The following is an 18046-nucleotide window of genomic DNA, read 5'->3' as shown; positions in this document are numbered from 1 at the left end:
GGAGATGTCTAGCGTGACCCGTTCCTTTCCCATCGATGCCAAGGCCACGCGCCTGGCCCGCACAGCACTGAGCACCACGCTGATCGCCTCGCTGGCTGCCTGCAGCTCCTTTGACGGCGTGCTGAGCTCCGACAAGGTCGACTACCGCACCGCAGCCCGCCAGACCACCGGCCTGGACGTGCCGCCGGACCTGACCCAGCTGGCCCGCGACAACCGCTCCCAGGTCCAGGGCGGCTCGGTCAGCGCCTCGGCGCTGCAGCAGGGTGGCGGCGCAGCGCGCGCCACCGCAGCCCCCAGCAACCAGGTGGCACTGAAGGCGGCCGGCAATGTCAGCCTGGAGCGCAACGGCGAGGTGCGCTGGCTGCGCAGCACGGCCAATGCCGACCAGCTGTGGCCGCAGCTGCGTGCCTTCTGGCAGGAATCCGGCTTCGAACTCGTCAAGGACGATGCTGCCGTGGGCCTGCTGGAAACCAACTGGGCCGAAAACCGCGCCAAGCTGCCGCAGGACTTCATCCGCCGCACCATAGGCACGGTGCTGGACTCGGTCTACTCGACCGGCGAGCGCGATATGTACCGCACCCGCATCGAGCGCGTGGCCGGCGGCGGCACCGACATCTATATCAGCCATCGCGGCATGCAGGAGGTCTACACCACCAGCCAGCGCGAGCAGACCGCCTGGCAGCCGCGCGCCGCCGACCCGTCGCTGGAAGGCGAGATGCTGTCACGCCTGATGCTCAAGCTGGGCGGCCAGACCGAAGCGGCCAAGGCCGTGGTCGCGGGCGCCGCGGCACCGGTCGCGATCCCCTCATCCGAGCTGCCGCCCTCGCGTGGCGGTGCGCGCAGCCGGCCGCTGAACGAAGTGCCCGACACGCTGCAGGTCAATGAGGGCTTCGAGCGCGCCTGGCGCCGGGTCGGCCAGTCGCTGGATCGCCACGGCTTCACCGTCGAGGACCGCGACCGCAGCCAGGGCCTGTTCTTCCTGCGCTATGCCGACCCGACCCAGGCCGGCAAGGAAGAACCCAACTTCTTCCAGCGCCTGTTCAAGGGCGAGCAGGCGGTGACCGCCAACCGCTACCGCGTCTCGGTCAAGTCCGAGGGCGAGCGCAGCACGGTCAGCGTGCTCAACAACCAGGGCCAGCAGCAGACCGACGAAAACGCCAAGCGCATTCTGAACCTGCTGATGGACGATCTGCGCTGAAGCAGCCTAAGCTCCGACATGGCCGCCGCCTGCTGACGCAGCGGCGGCTTTTTTCTTGTTTGACCTCGGTTCAACCTCCATCACACAGCGGGCTTTTCGATGCGTTTTTGCAGCCTGGGCAGCGGCAGCGCCGGCAACGCCACCCTGATCGAAGCCAGCCAGGGCATCACCAGCACCACCGTGCTGATCGACTGCGGCTTCAGCCTGCGCGAGCTTGGCCGTCGCCTGGCGCGCGCCGGCAGCGCTCCCGAGCAGCTCAGCGCGATCTTCATCACCCATGAACATGGCGACCATGCCGGCTGCGCGCTGAGCCTGGCCCGCCAGTACCAGCTGCCGATCTTCACCAGCCGCGGCACCTGGCGCGCAATCGGCAGCCCGGACTTCGACCCGGCGCTGCTGCACCTGACCCAGGACGGCGAACGGCTGACGCTCGGCGACATCGAGCTGCGGCCCTTCGCGGTGCCGCACGATGCCAACGAGCCGCTGCAACTGTGCGCCAGCGACGGCCACCGGCGCCTGGGCGTGATCACCGATATCGGCTCGCTGACGCCCTCGGTGGTACAGCATCTGCAGCACTGCAACGCCCTGCTGCTCGAATGCAATCACGACGAGGCCTTGCTGCGGGCCAGCAGCTATCCGGCAAGCCTGAAGCGCCGCATCCTGGGCAGCCACGGCCATCTCTCGAATGCGTCAGCCGCCGCGCTGCTGAACGAGTGCCTGCATCAGGGGCTGCGGCATGTGGTGGCGGCGCATCTGAGCGAGCGCAATAACTCGCCGGCGCTGGCGGCGGCGGCTCTGGCCGAGATACTGGGCGTGGCACCGGCAGATATTCCGGTGGCCAGCCAGACCCTGGGTATGGATTGGCTGGATCTGAACTGAGACGGATTAGAACGGCGAACCCAAAAGAAAAGCCGCCCGGCTTGCGCCGGGCGGCTTTCAGTGACCGGAAAACCGATTACTTGCTGGCAGCCGAAGCGGCAGCGTCGGCGACAGCCGAGGCAGCGTCAGCAGCGGCGCCGGCGACAGCCGAAGCAGCGTCGACAGCAGCGCTGGCCGCATCAGCGACGGGAGCCGGAGCAGCAGCCGAAGCCGGCTCAGCGGCGACAGGAGCCTCTTCCTTCTTGCCACAAGCGGAGAGAGCAACAGCAGCCAGCAGGGAGGCCAACAGGATCGACTTTTTCATACGTGTCCTCAAAGAATCAATTAGACGAAGAAACAATTACCGGTATTTCTTGAAGCAGCGCCGCACTACCACCCGACAGCGTGCCCCAGTAGAACAAGACGTGGAAACCTCGAACGCTTCCCTCGCCTAGCCCAGCATTGTAGCGTCACTTGGGGAAACTCCTTACAGGCCCAGGGTACTTGCTGAAAAGGATTCGGTCGAACGTTGCCAAACTGCATCAAACCATTCCCTGCAAGCCACATCATCCGCAGTTCGCACCGACAAAGCCGCCCGCCATTGCTGCGCATCCAGCAGGCGCAGGCTGAACAGCCCCGGTGCCATCAGCAGCCCCACCGGCCGGCCGACGCCGACATCCTCGGCCTGGTACTGCACCGCCTGCACCACATGGTCCCAGGTCCGCCGCCATTGGACGAAACGCGGATGCAGGCGCTGCACCGCATCGTATTGGGCCGCCGCGATACGCAGCCGCCGATGCGGCAGGGCCCATTGCTTCAAGGCCTCCAGCATCGCCGGCTCCGACAGCGGCCAGGCCGCGAAATCGGCATCAAGCCAGAGCAGCTCGCGCCCGCCCTGCTCCGCCGCGTACTGCAGTCCCTCGCGCACGGCCTGCACAAAGTCCTGACGACCGTTGATGATGCCCTCGGTCAAGCTCACTGCCATGCCCCGCTCCTCTTACAAATCCTGTTGCACCCAGCCGTCCTCGGCCCACTGATCCAGCAGCTCGCGCGCGCCTTCGCTGAGCTTGGCGACCTCGGTGCTGGAGAGCCGGCGCAGATCGGCCAGGCGCTGCATCAGCTTGGCGTCGCGGCCACCGGCCCGGTAGGACTCGCCATTGATGAAGACATGGGCATGGTCGTACAACATGCGGCTGCGCCTATCCAGGCGCGCGGCGGCGCCATCGGGCAGGACCGTGCCGGGCTCGAACCAGACCTTGGGCTTGGGCTCGCTGAGCGCCTCGCCCAGCGCCCGCTCCAGCGCCAGCGGCTCGCGCAGCGCGCGCTCGGCGGCATCGCGGGCAAAGGCCAGCAAGGCCTCGGGCACACGGCCCGGCTCGGCGGTGGCCGGCTGCTTGGGGTCGGCATACATGCGGTTGGCCTGTGGCCGGGTCTCATCATCCATCAGGCGCGGCAGCAGCTCGCGCGCCAGCTCGGCGCGCCAGGGCGTGCGAAAGCCCACCGAGCAGGTCATGCACTCGCCCTCGGCCACGCCATCATGGGCCCAGCCGGGCGGCAGGTAGAGCATGTCGCCCGGCTCCAGCAGGAACTCCTCCTCGGGCTGGAAGTTGGCGATGATCTTCAGCGGCACATCGTCGCGCAGTTGCGCGTCCGGCTGGCGGCCGATGCGCCAGCGGCGCTTGCCCTGGACCTGGATCAAAAACACATCGTAGGAATCGAAATGCGGGCCGACGCCGCCGCCATCGCTGGCGTAGGAGATCATCAGATCATCGAGCCGCGCCTCGGGAATGAAGCGAAAGCGCGCCAGCAAGTCATGCGCGGTCTGCATATGCAGATCCAGCCCCTGCACCAGCAAGGTCCAGTGCGGCTTGCTGAAGGGTGGCAGCTTCGGGCAAGGGCCCTGGCGCAGGCTCCATTGGCCATCGAAAGCCGTCACCAGACGCGATTCGACATCCTCGCTGGCGGCCAGCCGGGCCAGCTCGGTGCGTGTGGCCGGCGGCGTGATGCCCGGCAGGGCCTGGCGCACCAGCAAGGGCTTCTTCTGCCAGTGGCTGCGCATGAATTGCGCCGGGGACAAACCGCCAAGAAGTGGCGTGGATTGGTCAATATTCATGGGCCTGGATTGTGGCCTGCCCGCGGTATGCGATCATCCCGCCCATGCAAATTTCCGCCCCCTGTGTGGTCTCCCTGAGCTGGAGACTTGAAGATGCCCAAGGCCAGTTGATCGACGAGCTGAGCGAAGCGCTGGAGTTTTTCTACGGCGGCGACGACCTGTTCACCAAGGTCGAGGAAGCGCTGGCTGGCCAGGAGATCGGCTTCGAAGCCAGCCTGGCGCTGGAGCCCGAAGACGCCTTCGGCGAGTACGACTCCGCCCTGGTCTGTTTCGAGAGCCGCGCCGTGCTGCCCGAGAACGTCTCGGAAGGCATGCAGTTCGAAGGCCTGCCCGAAGGTGCGGCCAGCGAAGACATGCCGGCCGACCGTGTCTATACCGTCACCGAGGTCTATCCCGAACATGTGGTGCTTGACGGCAACCACCCCTTGGCCGGCATTGGCCTGCGCATGCATCTGAAGGTGCGCGATGTGCGCGAGGCCAGCGAGGAAGAGATCGAGGCCGGCAGCGTCGGCGAGGCGGTGTTCAGCCTGGTCAGCGGCGCGCCGCCGGACGCCTCCATCCACTGAGGCTCAGGCCTTGCCGGTCGAGCCAAAACCGCCTTCGCCACGCGCGGAGGCATCGAAATCCTCGACGCGCCGGAACGCGGCCTGCACCACCGGCACCAGCACCAGCTGCGCAATGCGCTCCATCGGCTCGATCACGAAAGTGCTCTGGCCGCGGTTCCAGCAGCTGACCATCAGCTGCCCTTGGTAGTCGCTGTCGATCAGGCCGACCAGATTGCCGAGCACGATGCCGTGCTTGTGGCCCAAGCCCGAGCGCGGCAGTATCAGCGCGGCCAGGCCGGGGTCGGCGATGTGAATCGCCAGACCGGTCGGGATCAAGGTCGTCTGACCGGGTTCCAAGGTGATGGCCGCATCGAGGCAGGCGCGCAGATCCAGGCCGGCCGAGCCGGGGGTCGCATAGGCGGGCAGTTGCTCGGCCATGCGGGCATCGAGCACTTTCAGGTCAACAGTCGTCGTGGTCATGGCTTGTCGTGCAGGCGCGTCGCGATCTCGCGGATCAGCTCGCGCGCCAGGCTCAGTTTGTCGTTATGAGGGAGTTCGCGCTGGCCTTGGGCATCGACCAGCAGCAGCGCATTGTCGTCGCGGCCGAAGGTCGCCGGCCCCAGATTGCCGACGATCAACGGCACGCCCTTGCGCAGCAGCTTCTCGCGCGCATGCTTGAGCAGGTCGCGGCTCTCGGCGGCAAAGCCCACACAAAAAGGCCTGTCCGCCAGCGCCGCCACGGCGGCCAGGATGTCGGGGTTCTCGGTCAGCTCAAAGCTCGGCGCCGCGCTGGCGCTGCTGCCGTCCTTCTTGATCTTGTGCTCGTTGATCTGCGCCGGCCGCCAGTCGGCCACCGCGGCGGTCGCGACGAACACATCGTGCGCCGCCGCGCGCGGCAGTACCGCGTCATACATCTGCAACGCGGTCTGCACATCGACACGCCGCACGCCGCGCGGCGTGGCCAGATGCACCGGCCCGGCCACCAAGGTGACCTCGGCGCCGGCCTCGGCCGCCGCGCGCGCGATCGCGAAGCCCATCTTGCCGCTGGAGCGATTGGTGAGGCCGCGCACCGGGTCTATGGGCTCGAAGGTCGGGCCGGCCGTGATCAGGAGCTGCTTGCCGGCCAGCAGCTTGGGCTGGAAGAAGGCGATCAGCTCATCGCGCAGCTCGGCGGCCTCCAGCATGCGGCCATCGCCGATCTCGCCGCAGGCCTGGTCGCCATTGCCGGGGCCCAGCACGACCGCGCCATCGGCGCGCAGCTGCGCGATATTGCGCTGCGTGGCCGGGTGCGCCCACATCTCGCGGTTCATCGCCGGCGCCACCAGCAGCGCGCAGCGCTCGGCAGGCCGCGCCAGCGCGGTCAGGCTCAGCAAATCATCGGCCCGGCCCTGCACCAGCTTGGCGATGAAGTCGGCGCTGGCCGGGGCCACCAGCATCACATCGGCGCGCCGCGTCGCATTGATATGGGCCATATTGTTGGGCTCGCGGGCGTCCCACTGGCTCATCAGCACCGGCTGGTTGGACAGGGCCTGCATGGTCACCGGCGTGATGAAGGCCTCGGCGGCCTCGCTCATCATCACCTGCACGGTGGCGCCGGCCTTGATCAGCAGCCGCACCAGCTCGGCGGACTTGTAGCAGGCGATGCCGCCCGAGAGACCCAGCAAGACATGCTTGCCGGCGAGTTGTGTGCTTTCAGACATGGCGCGCACTCTAGCAGGCTCTATGCTCGCGGCCATGCCCGTGGACTATCTCGCCGAACTGACCGCCCCGCAGCGCAGCGCGCGTGCCAATCTGCATCTGGGCGCCGGCCTGGCCTTTGTGGCCGGCGCGCTGAATGCTGGCGGCTTTCTGGCGGTGGGCCAATACACCTCGCACATGACCGGCATGGTCTCGGGCGCGGCCGACCATATCGCGCTGGGGCAGATCGGCCTGGCGCTGAGCGCCGTTGTCGCGGTGCTGGCCTTTGTGCGGGGCGCGCTCAGCACCGCCGTGCTGGTCAACTACAGCCGCCGGCGCCGCCCGGTCTGGGCCTATGTGCCGACCCTGATGCTGGAGGCGGTCCTGCTGCTGGTGTTTGGGCTGATCGGCAGCGAGATGCTGCCGCACCAGATCGAGCGGGTCTCGCTGACCGCGCTGCTGCTGTGTTTTGTGATGGGCTTGCAGAATGCGCTGATCACCAAGATCTCGAATGCCGAGATCCGCACCACCCACGTCACCGGCCTGCTGACCGATCTGGGCATGGAGCTGGGGCGCCTGCTCTACTGGAACCGGAACCCGGCCGGCCCCAAGGTGCAGGCCAATCGCCGGCGCCTGACAATCCACGCCAGCCTGGTGCTGGCCTTTTTCATCGGCGGCCTGGCCGGTGCGCTGGGCTTTAAGCATGCCGGCTTCATCGCCACCGTGCCGCTGGCCTTCGCTCTGGTCTTGCTGGCCGCAGCCAGCCTGCTCAGGCCGCAGCAACAGCCTCCGCTGTAGATCAGCGGCGCTTGAACACCAGATCCCAGACGCCGTGGCCCAGCTGGATGCCGCGGTTCTCGAACTTGGTCAGCGGCCGGTAGGCCGGCTTCTCGGCATAGCCGGTTCCGGTCGCTGCGGTGTTCTCCAGCCCCGGCTCGGCACCCAGCACCTCCAACATCTGCTGGGCATAGGGCTCCCAGTCGGTGGCCAGATGCAAATAGCCGCCGGGCTTGATGTGCTGGATCAAGGTGGCGACGAACTCGGCCTGGATCAGGCGGCGCTTGTTGTGGCGCTTCTTGTGCCAGGGGTCGGGGAAGAAGATGTGCACGCCGGCCAGCGAGGCCGGTGCAATCATCTGCGCCAACACCTCGACCGCGTCATGCTGGACGATGCGGATATTGGCAATCTGCTGCTCGTCGATCAGCTTCAGCAAGGCGCCGACACCGGGCTCATGCACCTCGCAGCCGATGAAGTCATGGTCCGGCAGCGTCTGCGCGATCTGGGCCGTGGCCCCGCCCATGCCGAAGCCGATCTCCAGCACCAGCGGCGCCTCGCGACCGAAGACCTCGGCCGGCTTCAGCAGCTCTGGCTTGAAGGGCAGCACAAAGCGTGGGCCCAGCTCGGCCAGGGCCTTGATCTGGCCCGTGCCCATGCGGCCGGCGCGCGTGACAAAGCTCTTGATCGCGCGGCGCGGCGGGGTGTCGGGAGAATCGGACATGGCGGGGTGAACGGGGAGAAAGAAGGAGCGGGGGCGAAAGTCTAGCCGACCCGCGCCGCGACCAGCGGCAAGGCCTGCCAGGGCGTGCCGGGCTCGACGAGCTCGCAGGCCGCTTGCAGCGAAGCCACCGCGCGCTCGGCATCGAGCTCGCTGCCCGCATGCACCCAGGCCAGTGGCTCGCCGGCCTGCAGCTCGTCGCCCAGCTGGCGCATGCCGGACAGGCCCACACGCATATCGATCACATCACCGGCCTGGCGGCGGCCGCCGCCGAGCTCGACGATGATCAGGCCGATCTCGCGGGTGCGCATCGCCGTCAGGCGACCGGCTCGCAAGGCCGGCACCGGGCGCAGCACCGGTGCCTCGGGCAGGTAGGCGGCCGGCCGCTCCAGCAGGTCGGCCGGGCCGCCCAGCGCCGCGACCATCGCCGCGAACTTCTCGGCCGCCGCGCCGCTGTCCAGCGCCCGCTGCAGCTTGGCACGCGCCTGGGCCTCGTCGCCGGCCANGCCGGCCGCTCCAGCAGGTCGGCCGGGCCGCCCAGCGCCGCGACCATCGCCGCGAACTTCTCGGCCGCCGCGCCGCTGTCCAGCGCCCGCTGCAGCTTGGCACGCGCCTGGGCCTCGTCGCCGGCCAGGCCACCCAGCAGCAGCATCTCGGCGGCCAGCGCCAGCGTCACCTCGTGCAGGCGTGGCTCGCGTGGCTCGCCCTTCAGATAGGCAATGGTCTCGTGGATCTCCAGCGCATTGCCGACCTCGCTGCCCAGCACCTGGTTCATATCGGTGATCAGCGCGCGGGTCTTCATGCCGGCGCCATTGGCCACCTCGACAATGCTTTGGGCCAGCTGCTGCGCCATCGCCGGCGAGTCGGCAAAAGCGCCATTGCCCCATTTGACGTCCATCGCCAGGCCCTGCAGGCCGGCGGCCAGCTTCTTGGAGAGGATGGAGGCGGTGATCAGCGGCACGCTCTCGACCGTCGCGGTGACGTCGCGCGTCGCGTAAAAGCGCTTGTCGGCCGGGGCCAGATCGGCGGTCTGGCCGATGATGGCGCAGCCCAGCGAGCGCACGATGCGGTCGAACTCGGCCGGGGCCGGCGTCGTCGTGTAGCCGGGTATCGCTTCGAGCTTGTCGACCGTGCCGCCGGTATGGCCCAGGCCGCGGCCGGCAATCATGGGTACATAGCCGCCGCAGGCGGCCACCAGCGGCGCCAGCATCAGGCTGACCTTGTCGCCGACGCCGCCGCTGGAGTGCTTGTCCAGCACCGGGCCGGGCATGTCCGGCCAGCTCAGCACACGACCCGAGTACATCATCGCCCGCGTCAGCGCCACGCACTCGTCGCGCCCCATGCCGCGCAGGAACACGGCCATGCCCAGCGCCGCAACCTGGCCCTCGCTCCAGCTGCCATCGACCAGGCCGCGCACAAAAGCCTGGATCTGCGCCTCGGACAGCGCCGCGCCGTCGCGCTTGCTGCGGATGATTTCCTGAGCCAGCATCATCGCTGCCGCTCCTCTCTTGAATGCATCAGTAGGCGCTGGTGGCGGGCGCCGGGGCCTGGCCCGACAGCGTCGCGAGAACGTCGTTGAGCAAGCCGCTGGCACCGAAACGCAGGCGCTGCGGCGTCAGCGCGGCGGTGCCGAGCTTGTCGGCAGCGAGCTGCAGATAGACCTGGGCCTCGGCCACCGTGCGGATGCCGCCGGAAGCCTTGAAGCCGGCATGCGGCAGGCCGCTGGCCGCGATCTCGCCGAGCATCACGGCGGCCGCCTGCGGCGTGGCCGACACCGGACTCTTGCCGGTGCTGGTCTTGACGAAATCGGCCCCGGCCATCAGGGCCAGACGGGTCGCCTCGGCAATCAGCTCGCCGGTCCTGAGCTCGCCGCTTTCAATGATGACCTTCAAGGTCAGCGGCCGGCTGGCGTGGCGCACCTCGGCCAGGAACTCGGCGACTTCGGCCGCCTGCCCGGCCATCAGCGCGCGGTAAGGCAGCACCACATCGACCTCGTCGCCGCCGGCCGCCGCAATCGCCTCGACATCGGCCAGCGCACGCGCCAGATCGAGCGCGCCGTCGGGGAAATTGGCCACCGCCGCCACCTTGATCGTGGCCGGCAGCAACGCCCTCGCCTGCGCGACAAAGCGCGGCCAGACGCAGACTGCGGCCACCGGGCCGAATTCGGTCTGGGCACGGCTGCACAGCGCCTCGATATCGTCAGCGTTGTCGGCCTCGTTGAGGCTGGTCAGATCCAGGCAGGCCAGGGCCTGGCGGGCGGCAGCATGCAGGTCCATGACCATCAGGCCCGCAGCGAGGGCAGCTCGGCCAGGCCGGCGATCACCTGGGCCAGGAACTTCGCCGCGCTTTCGCCCGAGGCCTGGGCCTGCTGCAAGGTCAGCGCATGGGTCAGGGCCTCGGCCGACAGGCCGGCGGCCATATTGGTCATCAGCGCGATGCCCATCACGCGCAGGCCGGCATGGCGGGCCAGGATGGTCTCGGGCACGGTGCTCATGCCCACGGCATCGGCGCCCCAGGCCGCGAACATGCGGATCTCGGCCGGCGTCTCGAACTGCGGCCCCAGGGCCCAGACATAGACGCCCTCGCCCAGCTTCATGTTCTGGGCCTGGGCCACCTTCTTGGCATGGCTGCGCAGCTCGGCGTCATAGGCCGTGCTCATGTCGACAAAGCGCTCGCTGCCCGGCTCGCCGATCAGCGGCGAGCGCTGCGGCGCGTTGATGTGGTCGGCGATCAGCATCAGGCTGCCCGGCGGCGTGTGGGCGCGCAGCGAGCCCGAGGCGTTGGTCTGCAGCAGCACCTTGACACCCCAGCGCTTCAAGCTGCGCAGCGCGCCGGCCATGCCGGTGCAGTCGCCGCTCTCATAGGTGTGGGCGCGGCCGCGCAGCATCACGACCCGCTGGGCGCCGATCTGGCCGACGACGATCTCGTTGACATGGCCCTCCACCTTGGGCTGCGGAAAGGCCGGCAGCTCGGTATAGGGCAGGCTTTGCGCGGACTCGACATGGCTGACCGCGCCGGCCCAGCCCGAGCCCAGCACCACCGCCACTTCGGGGGCCGGGCCAAACAGGGCTTGCAGCTTGGCGACGGTGGCGGCGATCGCCTGTTCTTGTGTGTTCATTGTTCTTGTCTCCCGGGAGTTCAGGTCTTCAAATGTTCGGGGCCGAAGCTGAAGGGCAGCAGCTGCTCCAGCGTCCACTGCTGGCGGATGCCGCCCGGGTCGGCCGCGATGATCAGCAGATCGGGGCCGCCGAACTCGCGCAGCTTCTGGCGGCAGCCGCCGCAGGGCGTGATGATGTCAGGCCCCGGGCCGCTGACCAGCACCGCCTGGGCCCGGCGCGAGCCGGCCATCAGCATCACGCCCAGGGCCGTGGCCTCGGCACACCAGCCTTGAGGATAGGCGGCGTTCTCCATATTCGCACCCAGATGGATGAGGCCGTGCTCGTCGAGCACGGCGGCACCGACCGCATAGCGCGAATACGGCGAATAGGAACGCTGGCGGGCCTGCAGCGAGGCCTCCAGCAGGCGCTGCTGCAACTCGGGCGTCAGGGTCATGATCAACGTTCCTTGATATAGGGCCGGCCCAGCGCCTTGGGCGCCAGCGCCTGGCCGATGAAGCCGGCCAGCAACACGACGGTCAGGATATAGGGCAAGGCCTGGATCAGCTGCACCGGCACCTCGCCGCCGCCCAGCAGCGCCGGCAGCGCCACGCCCTGCATCCGGATCGCCACCGCGTCCAGGAAGCCGAACAGCAGGCAGGCGAACATGGTCGGCACCGGCTTCCACTTGCCGAAGATCATCGCGGCCAGCGCGATGAAGCCGCGGCCGGCCGTCATATTCGGGCTGAAGTTGGCGTTCTGCGCCAGCGTCAGATAGCTGCCGGCCAGGCCGCACAGCACACCGTTCATCAGCAGCGCCGCATAGCGCAGCCGCGGCACCGAGACGCCAGCCGCGTCGACCATGGCCGGGTTCTCGCCGACCGCACGCAGGCGCAGGCCCGGTTTCGTGTGCTCCAGGAAGAACCAGACCGCAGCGACCAGGAAGAAGGCCAGATAGACCAGCACGTTATGGCTCAGCAGGCCGTGGCCGATGACCGCGCCCCACCAGTCGCCGGCCACCGGCTCGGCATAGGCCGTGCTCAGGCCCGTCAGGCGCACCTCGGTGCCGACCGGCGGGGTCTGCCCGCCCTGGGCGAACCAGGCGATGCCCAGCACCACGGTCAGGCCGGCGGCCACCATATTCAGCGCCACGCCGGTGATCACCTGGTCGCCGCGATGGCTGACACAGGCAAAGCCGTGCAGCAGCGATAGCGCGCAGGCCACGGCGATGGCCGCCACCAGCCCCATGCCGGTCGAGTGGCTGGCGCTGGCCGCAGCGGCCGCGGCAAAGGCCGCGAACAGCATCTTGCCTTCCAGGCCGATGTCGATGACACCGGAGCGCTCCGACAGCAGGCCGGCCAGCGCGCAAAGCAAGAGCGGCGTCGTCACGCGCAAGGTGGACGCCAGCACGGATCCGATCAGTACTTCATCCATGGGACACCGCCGTGCGTTGGAAGGCCGCGTACAGCTTGGCAAACATCGGCGCGCTGACCATGGCCATTGCACCGGCAAACAAGACGATCAGCCCCTGCACCGTCACCACCATCTCGCGGCTGAAGCCGGGCACCTCAAAGGCCACCTCGACCCCGCCCTGGTAGAGCACGCCGAACAGCAGCGAGGCCAGCACAATGCCCACCGGATGGTTTCGGCCCATCAGCGAGACCGCGATGCCGGTGAAGCCGGCGCCAGCGACAAAGTCCAGGGTCAGCTTGCCCTGCACGCCGGAGATCTCGTTGACCCCCACCATACCGGCCAGCGCGCCGGACAGACCCATCGCGATCAGCACTTGAATGCGCGGCCGGATGCCGGCATAGTGCGCCGCCTTGGGCGCGCTGCCGACCGAGCGCAGCGCATAGCCGGCGCGGCTCTTCCACAGAAACCACCAGACGAAGACACAGGCCAGCAACGCCAGCAGCAGGCTCAAATTCAGCGGTGACGAGGGCATCTCGACGCCCAGGCTCTGCGCCAGGTTGTGCAGGGCCGGCATGCGGGCGCTGTCGGCAAAGTTCGCGCTCTCCACCGCCATGCTGCCCTTGGGCCGCAGCACATTGACCAGCAGATAGACATTCAGGCTGCTGGCCAGGAAGTTGAACATGATGGTAGTGATGACGATATGGCTGCCGCGCCAGGCCTGCAGATAGGCCGGCACCAGCGCCCAGAACATGCCGAACAGCGCGCCCGAGACCACCAGCAGCGGCAGCATCAGCCAGGCCGGCAGGCTCGCGCTCAAGGCCAGCGCCATCAGGGCCACGCCCAGACCGCCGAAGGTGGCCTGGCCCTCGCCGCCGATATTGAACAGGCCGCCGTGAAAGGCCATCGCGACGGCCAGACCGGCAAAGATGAAGGTGGTCGTGTAGTACAGCGTGTAGCCCAGGCCGCGCACGCTGCCCAGCGAGCCCTGCAGCAGCACCACCAGCGCCTGGGTCGGGCTCTGCCCGATCACCAGCACCACCAAGCCCGCCACCGCGAGCGCCACACACAGATTCCACAGCGGCAACAGGCCGACATCCATCCAGCGCGGCAGTTGCAAGGATTGACTGCTACTCATGACTCCACGGGCTCCGCCGCCTGGGCCGCCATCAGCAGGCCCAGACTCTTCTCATCACATTGATCGATGGCCAGCTCGCCGGTGATGCGGCCGCCATTCATCACCAGCACCCGGTCCGCCAGCGCCAGGATCTCATCGAGCTCGGAGCTGACCAGCAGCACCGCGCAGCCGGCGTCGCGCAGCGCGCGCAGCTGCTGATGGATGAACTCGATGGCGCCGATATCGACGCCGCGTGTCGGCTGGCCCACCAGCAGCACGGTCGGCGCCTGGCCGATCTCGCGCGCCAGGATCAGCTTCTGCTGGTTGCCGCCGGAAAACTTCGACGAGCCCAGCTGCGCATCGCGCGGCCGCACATCGAAGCGCTCCATCATCTCGGCGGTCTGCGCCCGCATATGGCCCTGATTCATCGCCCAGCCGGCCGGGCCGGCGCGGTACTGCGCCTGCTCGTGATAGCCCAGCGCGGCGGTCTCCCAGGCCGGAAAACTCATCACCATGCCGCAGACTTGGCGGTCTTCCGGCACATGGGCCAGCTTCAGCAGCCGCGCCTGGCCGGGCTCCAGCCAGGCGGTGGCGGCGTCGAAACTCGCCGCGCCGACGCTCAGCCGGCCGGCATCCGGCGCGCGCATGCCCGACAAGACCTCCAGCAGCTCGCTCTGGCCATTGCCCGAGACGCCGGCCACGCCGACGATCTCGCCGGCCTGCAGCCGCAGCGTGATGCCCGACAGCACGGCCACGCCCTGCGCATCGCGCAGGGCCAGGTCTTGCGCCTGCAGGCGCAGGCTGTCGCCACGTTTGGCGGCGCCGCTGCGGCCCAGATTGACCTTGCGCCCGACCATGGCCTCGGCGAGGTCCTCCGGGCTGGTGTCGGCGATCGCGCTGGTCTTGATCACCTGGCCGGCGCGCATCACCGTGACCTCGTCGCACAAGGCCATCACTTCCTTGAGCTTGTGCGTGATCAGGATGAGGGTCGTGCCCATGGCCTTCAAGCGGCGCAGGGTCTCGAACAGCTGCAGCGTCTCCTGCGGGGTCAGCACGGCGGTCGGCTCGTCCAGGATCAGGATCTTGGCGCCGCGGTACAGAGCCTTCAGGATCTCCAGGCGCTGCAGCTCACCGACCGGCAGGTCACCGACCAGCTCGTCCAACCGCACATGCAGGCCGGTGTCGCGCATCAGCGCTTCCAGCTTGGCCCGCACCTCACGCTTGGCGCGGCCCAGGAAGAAGGCCGGCTCGGCGCCCAGCATCACATTGTCCAGGCAGCTCAGGGTCTCGACCAGCATGAAATGCTGGTGGACCATGCCGATGCCCAGCGCGATCGCCTGGTGCGAGTTGGCGATCGCCACCGAGCGACCGGCCACCTCGATATGGCCGGCATCGGCCTGGTAATAGCCATAGAGAATAGCCATCAAGGTGCTCTTGCCGGCGCCGTTCTCGCCGACCAGGCCGTGCACCGTGGCCGGGGCCACGCTCAGATCCACACTGCGATTGGCCTGCACCGCGCCGAAGCGCTTGCTGATCCCGCACAGGCGTACCGCCGGAGGCACTCGTGTGCCGCTGCTTGCTTCTGACATCAGGATCAGTGCTCGTGCTCTCGTACTCTCGGGAGATCAGTACTTGCAGGCGTTGTCGGCCATGTAGTCGGCCACCTTGATCTTGCCGGCGATGATGTCGGCCTTGTAGGCATCGACCTTGGTCTTCAGCGCGGCGCTGACCAGCTTGGCGTTGTGCTGGTCCATCGCGTAGTCGACGCCGCCTTCCTTCAGGCCCAGCACGCTCAGGCCCGGCTTGTAGGACTTCAGCACGTTGTAGACGGCCACATCGACGCGCTTGACCATCGAGCTCAGCATCGTGCCGGGCTGCATATGGTTCTGGTTGCTGTCCACGCCGATGGCCAGCTTGGACGCATCCTTGGCGGCCTGGTAGACGCCCGAGCCGGTGCCACCGGCGGCAGCGAACACGACATCGACGCCCTTGGCGAACTGCGCCTTGGCCAGCTCACCACCGCGCGTCGGATCGTTCCAGGCGCTGGCGGTCGTGCCGGTCATATTGCTGAACACCTCGGCCTTGGTGTTGGCCACCTTGGCGCCCTGCTCGTAGCCGCACTGGAATTTGCGGATCAGCGGAATGTCCATGCCGCCGATGAAGCCGACCTTGCCGGTCTTGCTCGACAGGCTGGCCATCGCGCCGACCAGGAAGCTGCCCTCATGCTCCTTGAACACCACCGACTGCACGTTCGGCAGGTTCACGACCATGTCGATGATGGCGAACTGCGACTTCGGGAACTCCTTGGCCACCTGCTCCAGCGCCGAGGCCTGGGCGAAGCCGATCGAGATGATGGGGCTGGCGCCGCGCTCGGCCATGCGGCGGATCGCCTGCACGCGCTGGGTGTCGTTGCTGATCTCGAACTCGAGATAGGGTTTGCCACTCTCCTGCTTCCAGCGCTCGATGCCGCGGTAAGCCGACTCGTTGAACGATTTGTCGAACTTGCCGCCCATGTCGAAGATGATGGCCGGCTGAGCCTGGGCCGACGCCGACAGCGACACGGCGGACAGGGAGGCGGCCAGCATGGCGCCGACAAGCGTGGATTGAGCGATCATTGCGTACCCATCAAGACTGGTTGAACACAGCTCGCCACGCTGCCAGCCTCGCCACGGGGACGGACATCGAACAAGCGCAGAGGCGAGACCGGACGGATTGTAGGAAATGTCAGTGTAATGGCAGCTCAAGGAAAACGCTAAACGTTTGCGCCCCAGCATCCATGCGTTTGCGCAAATTTCAAAAGTACTGTGCATTGACGCTCTGGCGGGGCTGGCAAGCCCAGTCAGTGAGGTGGGCGATCCTTTGGCGGCAGCTCCCGCTGCTCGCGCCCGCGCCGCCATTTCCGCCAGTCCCACCACTGCCACAGCGCCCAGGCCATCACGGCGCCGAACACCAGCAGCAGCTCGATCAGCCCGTAGAAGCGCTCCGGGCTCATCTCAAACGCCGTCACGCAGGAACAGGCGCTGGACCGAGTCCATCCAGTGCCGGTGGGCCTCGCCGGCGCTGCCGTGCAGCTCGCTGAGCGCGCCATGCAGCATCTTGCGCGTCAGCGCGCCGGACAGGGCCTCCATCACCGCCTCGACATCCTGGCCCCGGGCCAGCGCGCGGCGCGCCTTGGCCAGCTCGGCCTGGCGCCAGTCCTCGGTCTGGCGCTGCAAGGCCTGTATCAGCGGCACACTGGCGCGCTGCTCCAGCCACTGGGCAAAGCTCGTGACCCCGGCGCTGACGATGGCCTCGGCCTGCTGCACCGCCGCCTGGCGCCGCTCGCCATTGCCCTGCACCAGCCGGGCCAGGTCATCGACCGTGTAGAGATAGACATCGTCCAGCGCCGCCACCTCGGGCTCGATATCACGCGGCACGGCCAGATCCAGCATCAGCACCGGCCGACGCTTGCGCGCCTTCAGCGCCCGCTCGACCGCGCCCAGGCCGATCAGCGGCAGGCTGCTGGCGGTGCAGCTGATCACGACATCGAACTCGTGCAGGCGCTGGCCCAGCTCGGCCAGCGGCAGCGAGGCCGCGCCCAGCCGCGCCGACAAGACCTGACCCCGCTCCAGGCTGCGGTTGGCCACCGTGATGCTGCGCGGCCGGTGCGCGGCCACATGGGTGGCCACCAGCTCTATCATCTCGCCGGCGCCGACAAAGAGCACCCGTGTGTCATGCAGGTCCTCGAACAGCTGCAGCGCCAGCTGCACGGCCGCCGCCGCCATGCTGACCGCGTGCGCGCCGATCTCGGTGCTGCTGCGCACCTCCTTGGCCACCGCGAAGCTGCGCTGGAACAGCTGGTGCAGCGTGGCGCCCAAAGCGCCGGCGCTGTCGGCCTCGCGCACCGCCGCCTTCATCTGGCCGAGGATCTGCGGCTCGCCCAGCACCATCGAGTCCAGCCCCGAGGCCACGCGGAAGGCGTGGCGCGCCGCCGCCTCGCCCTGCAGGAAGTAGCTGTGGCTGCGCAGGCTCTCGGCGCTGGTGCGCCCCTGGGCGGCCAGCCATTCGATCGCCGGCTCGGCCAGCTCCAGCGCATGGCGCGGGCAGGCGGAGGACGGCAGGCCCACATACAGCTCGGTGCGGTTGCAGGTGGAGAGGATGGCCACCTCGGGCTGGGCCCGGGCCAGGTGGCTGCGCAGGCCCTGCACGCTGCGGCCCAGCGCCTCCAGCGGAATCGCGAAGCGCCCGCGCAGATCCAGCGGCGCGCTGCCGTGGTTCAGGCCCAGCGCGAGCACGCTCATGCCGGGCTGCGCCCGAAGTGGGTCTGGCGCTCCCGACGCTCCAGACGCTCGAACAGATCGATCACGAAATCGACCTTGCCAGCGGTCTGCGGAGGCGCCTCCGTGGCGGCCACGGCCGCCAGCAAGGGCCGGTTGGCCGGCAGCGGCGGCGCCTCCAACAGCGCACGGCCGGGCCACAGGCTCAGTCCCGCCCGCAGCAGCAGGCCGCTCTTGCGCCGGCCCGACACCACGGCCCGGCGGCTGACCGAATCGCCGCCG

General features: G+C 68.4%; 20 protein-coding genes and 2 pseudogenes. 4 read left to right on the top strand and 18 right to left on the bottom strand.

Going from position 1 to position 18046, the window contains the following annotated elements; translation table 11 throughout:
• Positions 1-4 precede the first annotated feature (4 nt).
• Both bamC and PO768_RS15390 read left to right on the top strand, forming a co-directional pair.
• A complete protein-coding gene (gene bamC / locus PO768_RS15395; RefSeq protein WP_272646747.1) occupies positions 5-1198 on the top strand; it encodes an outer membrane protein assembly factor BamC in 1194 nt (397 codons plus the stop codon).
• Positions 1199-1297: 99 nt separating this feature from the next.
• Positions 1298-2077 (top strand): MBL fold metallo-hydrolase, encoded by a 780-nt coding sequence (locus tag PO768_RS15390; protein WP_272646746.1) that lies wholly within the window; start codon positions 1298-1300, stop codon positions 2075-2077.
• 76 nt (positions 2078-2153) lie between these two features.
• Here the strand turns inward: PO768_RS15390 and PO768_RS15385 are convergent, their stop codons facing one another.
• The 3 genes from PO768_RS15385 to PO768_RS15375 all read right to left on the bottom strand — a co-directional run bounded on the left by PO768_RS15385 (position 2154) and on the right by PO768_RS15375 (position 4169).
• The gene (locus PO768_RS15385) at positions 2154-2381 is read right to left on the bottom strand and encodes a hypothetical protein (RefSeq protein WP_137940747.1); all 228 of its coding nucleotides are present in this window, start codon (positions 2379-2381) and stop codon (positions 2154-2156) included.
• A gap of 162 nt (positions 2382-2543) precedes the next feature.
• Positions 2544-3041, bottom strand: coding sequence for a hypothetical protein (locus PO768_RS15380; protein ID WP_272646745.1), 498 nt, complete (start codon positions 3039-3041; stop codon positions 2544-2546).
• 12 nt (positions 3042-3053) lie between these two features.
• Complete coding sequence (locus tag PO768_RS15375) at positions 3054-4169, bottom strand: JmjC domain-containing protein (RefSeq protein ID WP_272646744.1); 1116 nt, start codon at positions 4167-4169, stop codon at positions 3054-3056.
• 44 nt (positions 4170-4213) lie between these two features.
• On the opposite strand from PO768_RS15375, the gene PO768_RS15370 reads away from it, so the two are divergent.
• Positions 4214-4735: an FKBP-type peptidyl-prolyl cis-trans isomerase gene (locus tag PO768_RS15370; RefSeq protein ID WP_137940750.1), complete on the top strand. Its 522-nt coding sequence runs from the start codon at positions 4214-4216 to the stop codon at positions 4733-4735.
• A 3-nt stretch (positions 4736-4738) separates the two neighbouring features.
• On the opposite strand, the gene dut is transcribed toward PO768_RS15370, so the two are convergent.
• Positions 4739-5194 carry a dUTP diphosphatase gene (dut, locus tag PO768_RS15365; protein WP_272646743.1) on the bottom strand — a complete coding sequence of 152 codons (456 nt, stop codon included), beginning with the start codon at positions 5192-5194 and terminating at the stop codon, positions 4739-4741.
• The gene (gene coaBC / locus PO768_RS15360; protein ID WP_272646742.1) at positions 5191-6414 is read right to left on the bottom strand and encodes a bifunctional phosphopantothenoylcysteine decarboxylase/phosphopantothenate--cysteine ligase CoaBC; all 1224 of its coding nucleotides are present in this window, start codon (positions 6412-6414) and stop codon (positions 5191-5193) included. The genes dut and coaBC overlap by 4 nt, the downstream gene beginning before the upstream one ends.
• Positions 6415-6448: 34 nt before the next feature.
• Between coaBC and PO768_RS15355 the strand changes: the two genes are divergently transcribed.
• Positions 6449-7189 carry a YoaK family protein gene (locus tag PO768_RS15355; RefSeq protein ID WP_272646741.1) on the top strand — a complete coding sequence of 247 codons (741 nt, stop codon included), beginning with the start codon at positions 6449-6451 and terminating at the stop codon, positions 7187-7189.
• A gap of 1 nt (position 7190) precedes the next feature.
• On the opposite strand, the gene trmB is transcribed toward PO768_RS15355, so the two are convergent.
• The 13 genes and pseudogenes from trmB to PO768_RS15290 form a co-directional block, all read right to left on the bottom strand.
• A complete protein-coding gene (gene trmB / locus PO768_RS15350; protein WP_272646740.1) occupies positions 7191-7889 on the bottom strand; it encodes a tRNA (guanosine(46)-N7)-methyltransferase TrmB in 699 nt (232 codons plus the stop codon).
• Positions 7890-7930: 41 nt separating this feature from the next.
• Entirely contained in the window at positions 7931-8197 is a 267-nt protein-coding gene (locus PO768_RS15345; RefSeq protein WP_272646739.1) for a hypothetical protein, read from the bottom strand.
• Between the two features lie 197 nt (positions 8198-8394).
• Positions 8395-9378, bottom strand: a pseudogene (locus PO768_RS15340) (thymidine phosphorylase); the annotation flags it as partial.
• A gap of 25 nt (positions 9379-9403) precedes the next feature.
• A complete protein-coding gene (deoC, locus tag PO768_RS15335) occupies positions 9404-10162 on the bottom strand; it encodes a deoxyribose-phosphate aldolase (protein ID WP_272646737.1) in 759 nt (252 codons plus the stop codon).
• A gap of 5 nt (positions 10163-10167) precedes the next feature.
• Positions 10168-11004 carry a purine-nucleoside phosphorylase gene (locus PO768_RS15330; protein WP_272646736.1) on the bottom strand — a complete coding sequence of 279 codons (837 nt, stop codon included), beginning with the start codon at positions 11002-11004 and terminating at the stop codon, positions 10168-10170.
• Positions 11005-11024: 20 nt separating this feature from the next.
• Positions 11025-11438, bottom strand: coding sequence for a cytidine deaminase (gene cdd, locus PO768_RS15325; RefSeq protein ID WP_137940758.1), 414 nt, complete (start codon positions 11436-11438; stop codon positions 11025-11027).
• Positions 11439-11440: 2 nt separating this feature from the next.
• Positions 11441-12415, bottom strand: coding sequence for an ABC transporter permease (locus tag PO768_RS15320; protein WP_262968220.1), 975 nt, complete (start codon positions 12413-12415; stop codon positions 11441-11443).
• Complete coding sequence (locus PO768_RS15315) at positions 12408-13529, bottom strand: ABC transporter permease (RefSeq protein WP_272646735.1); 1122 nt, start codon at positions 13527-13529, stop codon at positions 12408-12410. Before PO768_RS15315 ends, PO768_RS15320 begins: the two co-directional genes overlap by 8 nt.
• Positions 13526-15097: an ABC transporter ATP-binding protein gene (locus PO768_RS15310; protein WP_272646734.1), complete on the bottom strand. Its 1572-nt coding sequence runs from the start codon at positions 15095-15097 to the stop codon at positions 13526-13528. Before PO768_RS15310 ends, PO768_RS15315 begins: the two co-directional genes overlap by 4 nt.
• Before the next feature lie 36 nt (positions 15098-15133).
• The gene (locus PO768_RS15305; protein ID WP_272646733.1) at positions 15134-16123 is read right to left on the bottom strand and encodes a BMP family lipoprotein; all 990 of its coding nucleotides are present in this window, start codon (positions 16121-16123) and stop codon (positions 15134-15136) included.
• 224 nt (positions 16124-16347) lie between these two features.
• Positions 16348-16500 carry a hypothetical protein gene (locus PO768_RS15300; RefSeq protein WP_272646732.1) on the bottom strand — a complete coding sequence of 51 codons (153 nt, stop codon included), beginning with the start codon at positions 16498-16500 and terminating at the stop codon, positions 16348-16350.
• Position 16501: 1 nt separating this feature from the next.
• A complete protein-coding gene (gene hemA, locus PO768_RS15295) occupies positions 16502-17788 on the bottom strand; it encodes a glutamyl-tRNA reductase (protein ID WP_272646731.1) in 1287 nt (428 codons plus the stop codon).
• Positions 17785-18046, bottom strand: a pseudogene (locus PO768_RS15290) (hypothetical protein); the annotation flags it as partial. The gene hemA and the pseudogene PO768_RS15290, both read right to left, overlap by 4 nt.

Origin of the sequence: Paucibacter sp. XJ19-41 (assembly GCF_028462495.1) — a bacterium.
GTDB lineage: Bacteria > Pseudomonadota > Gammaproteobacteria > Burkholderiales > Burkholderiaceae_C > Roseateles_E.
Note: the sequence above shows the minus strand (reverse complement) of the source record. Positions and strands in the feature narration are given on the sequence as shown.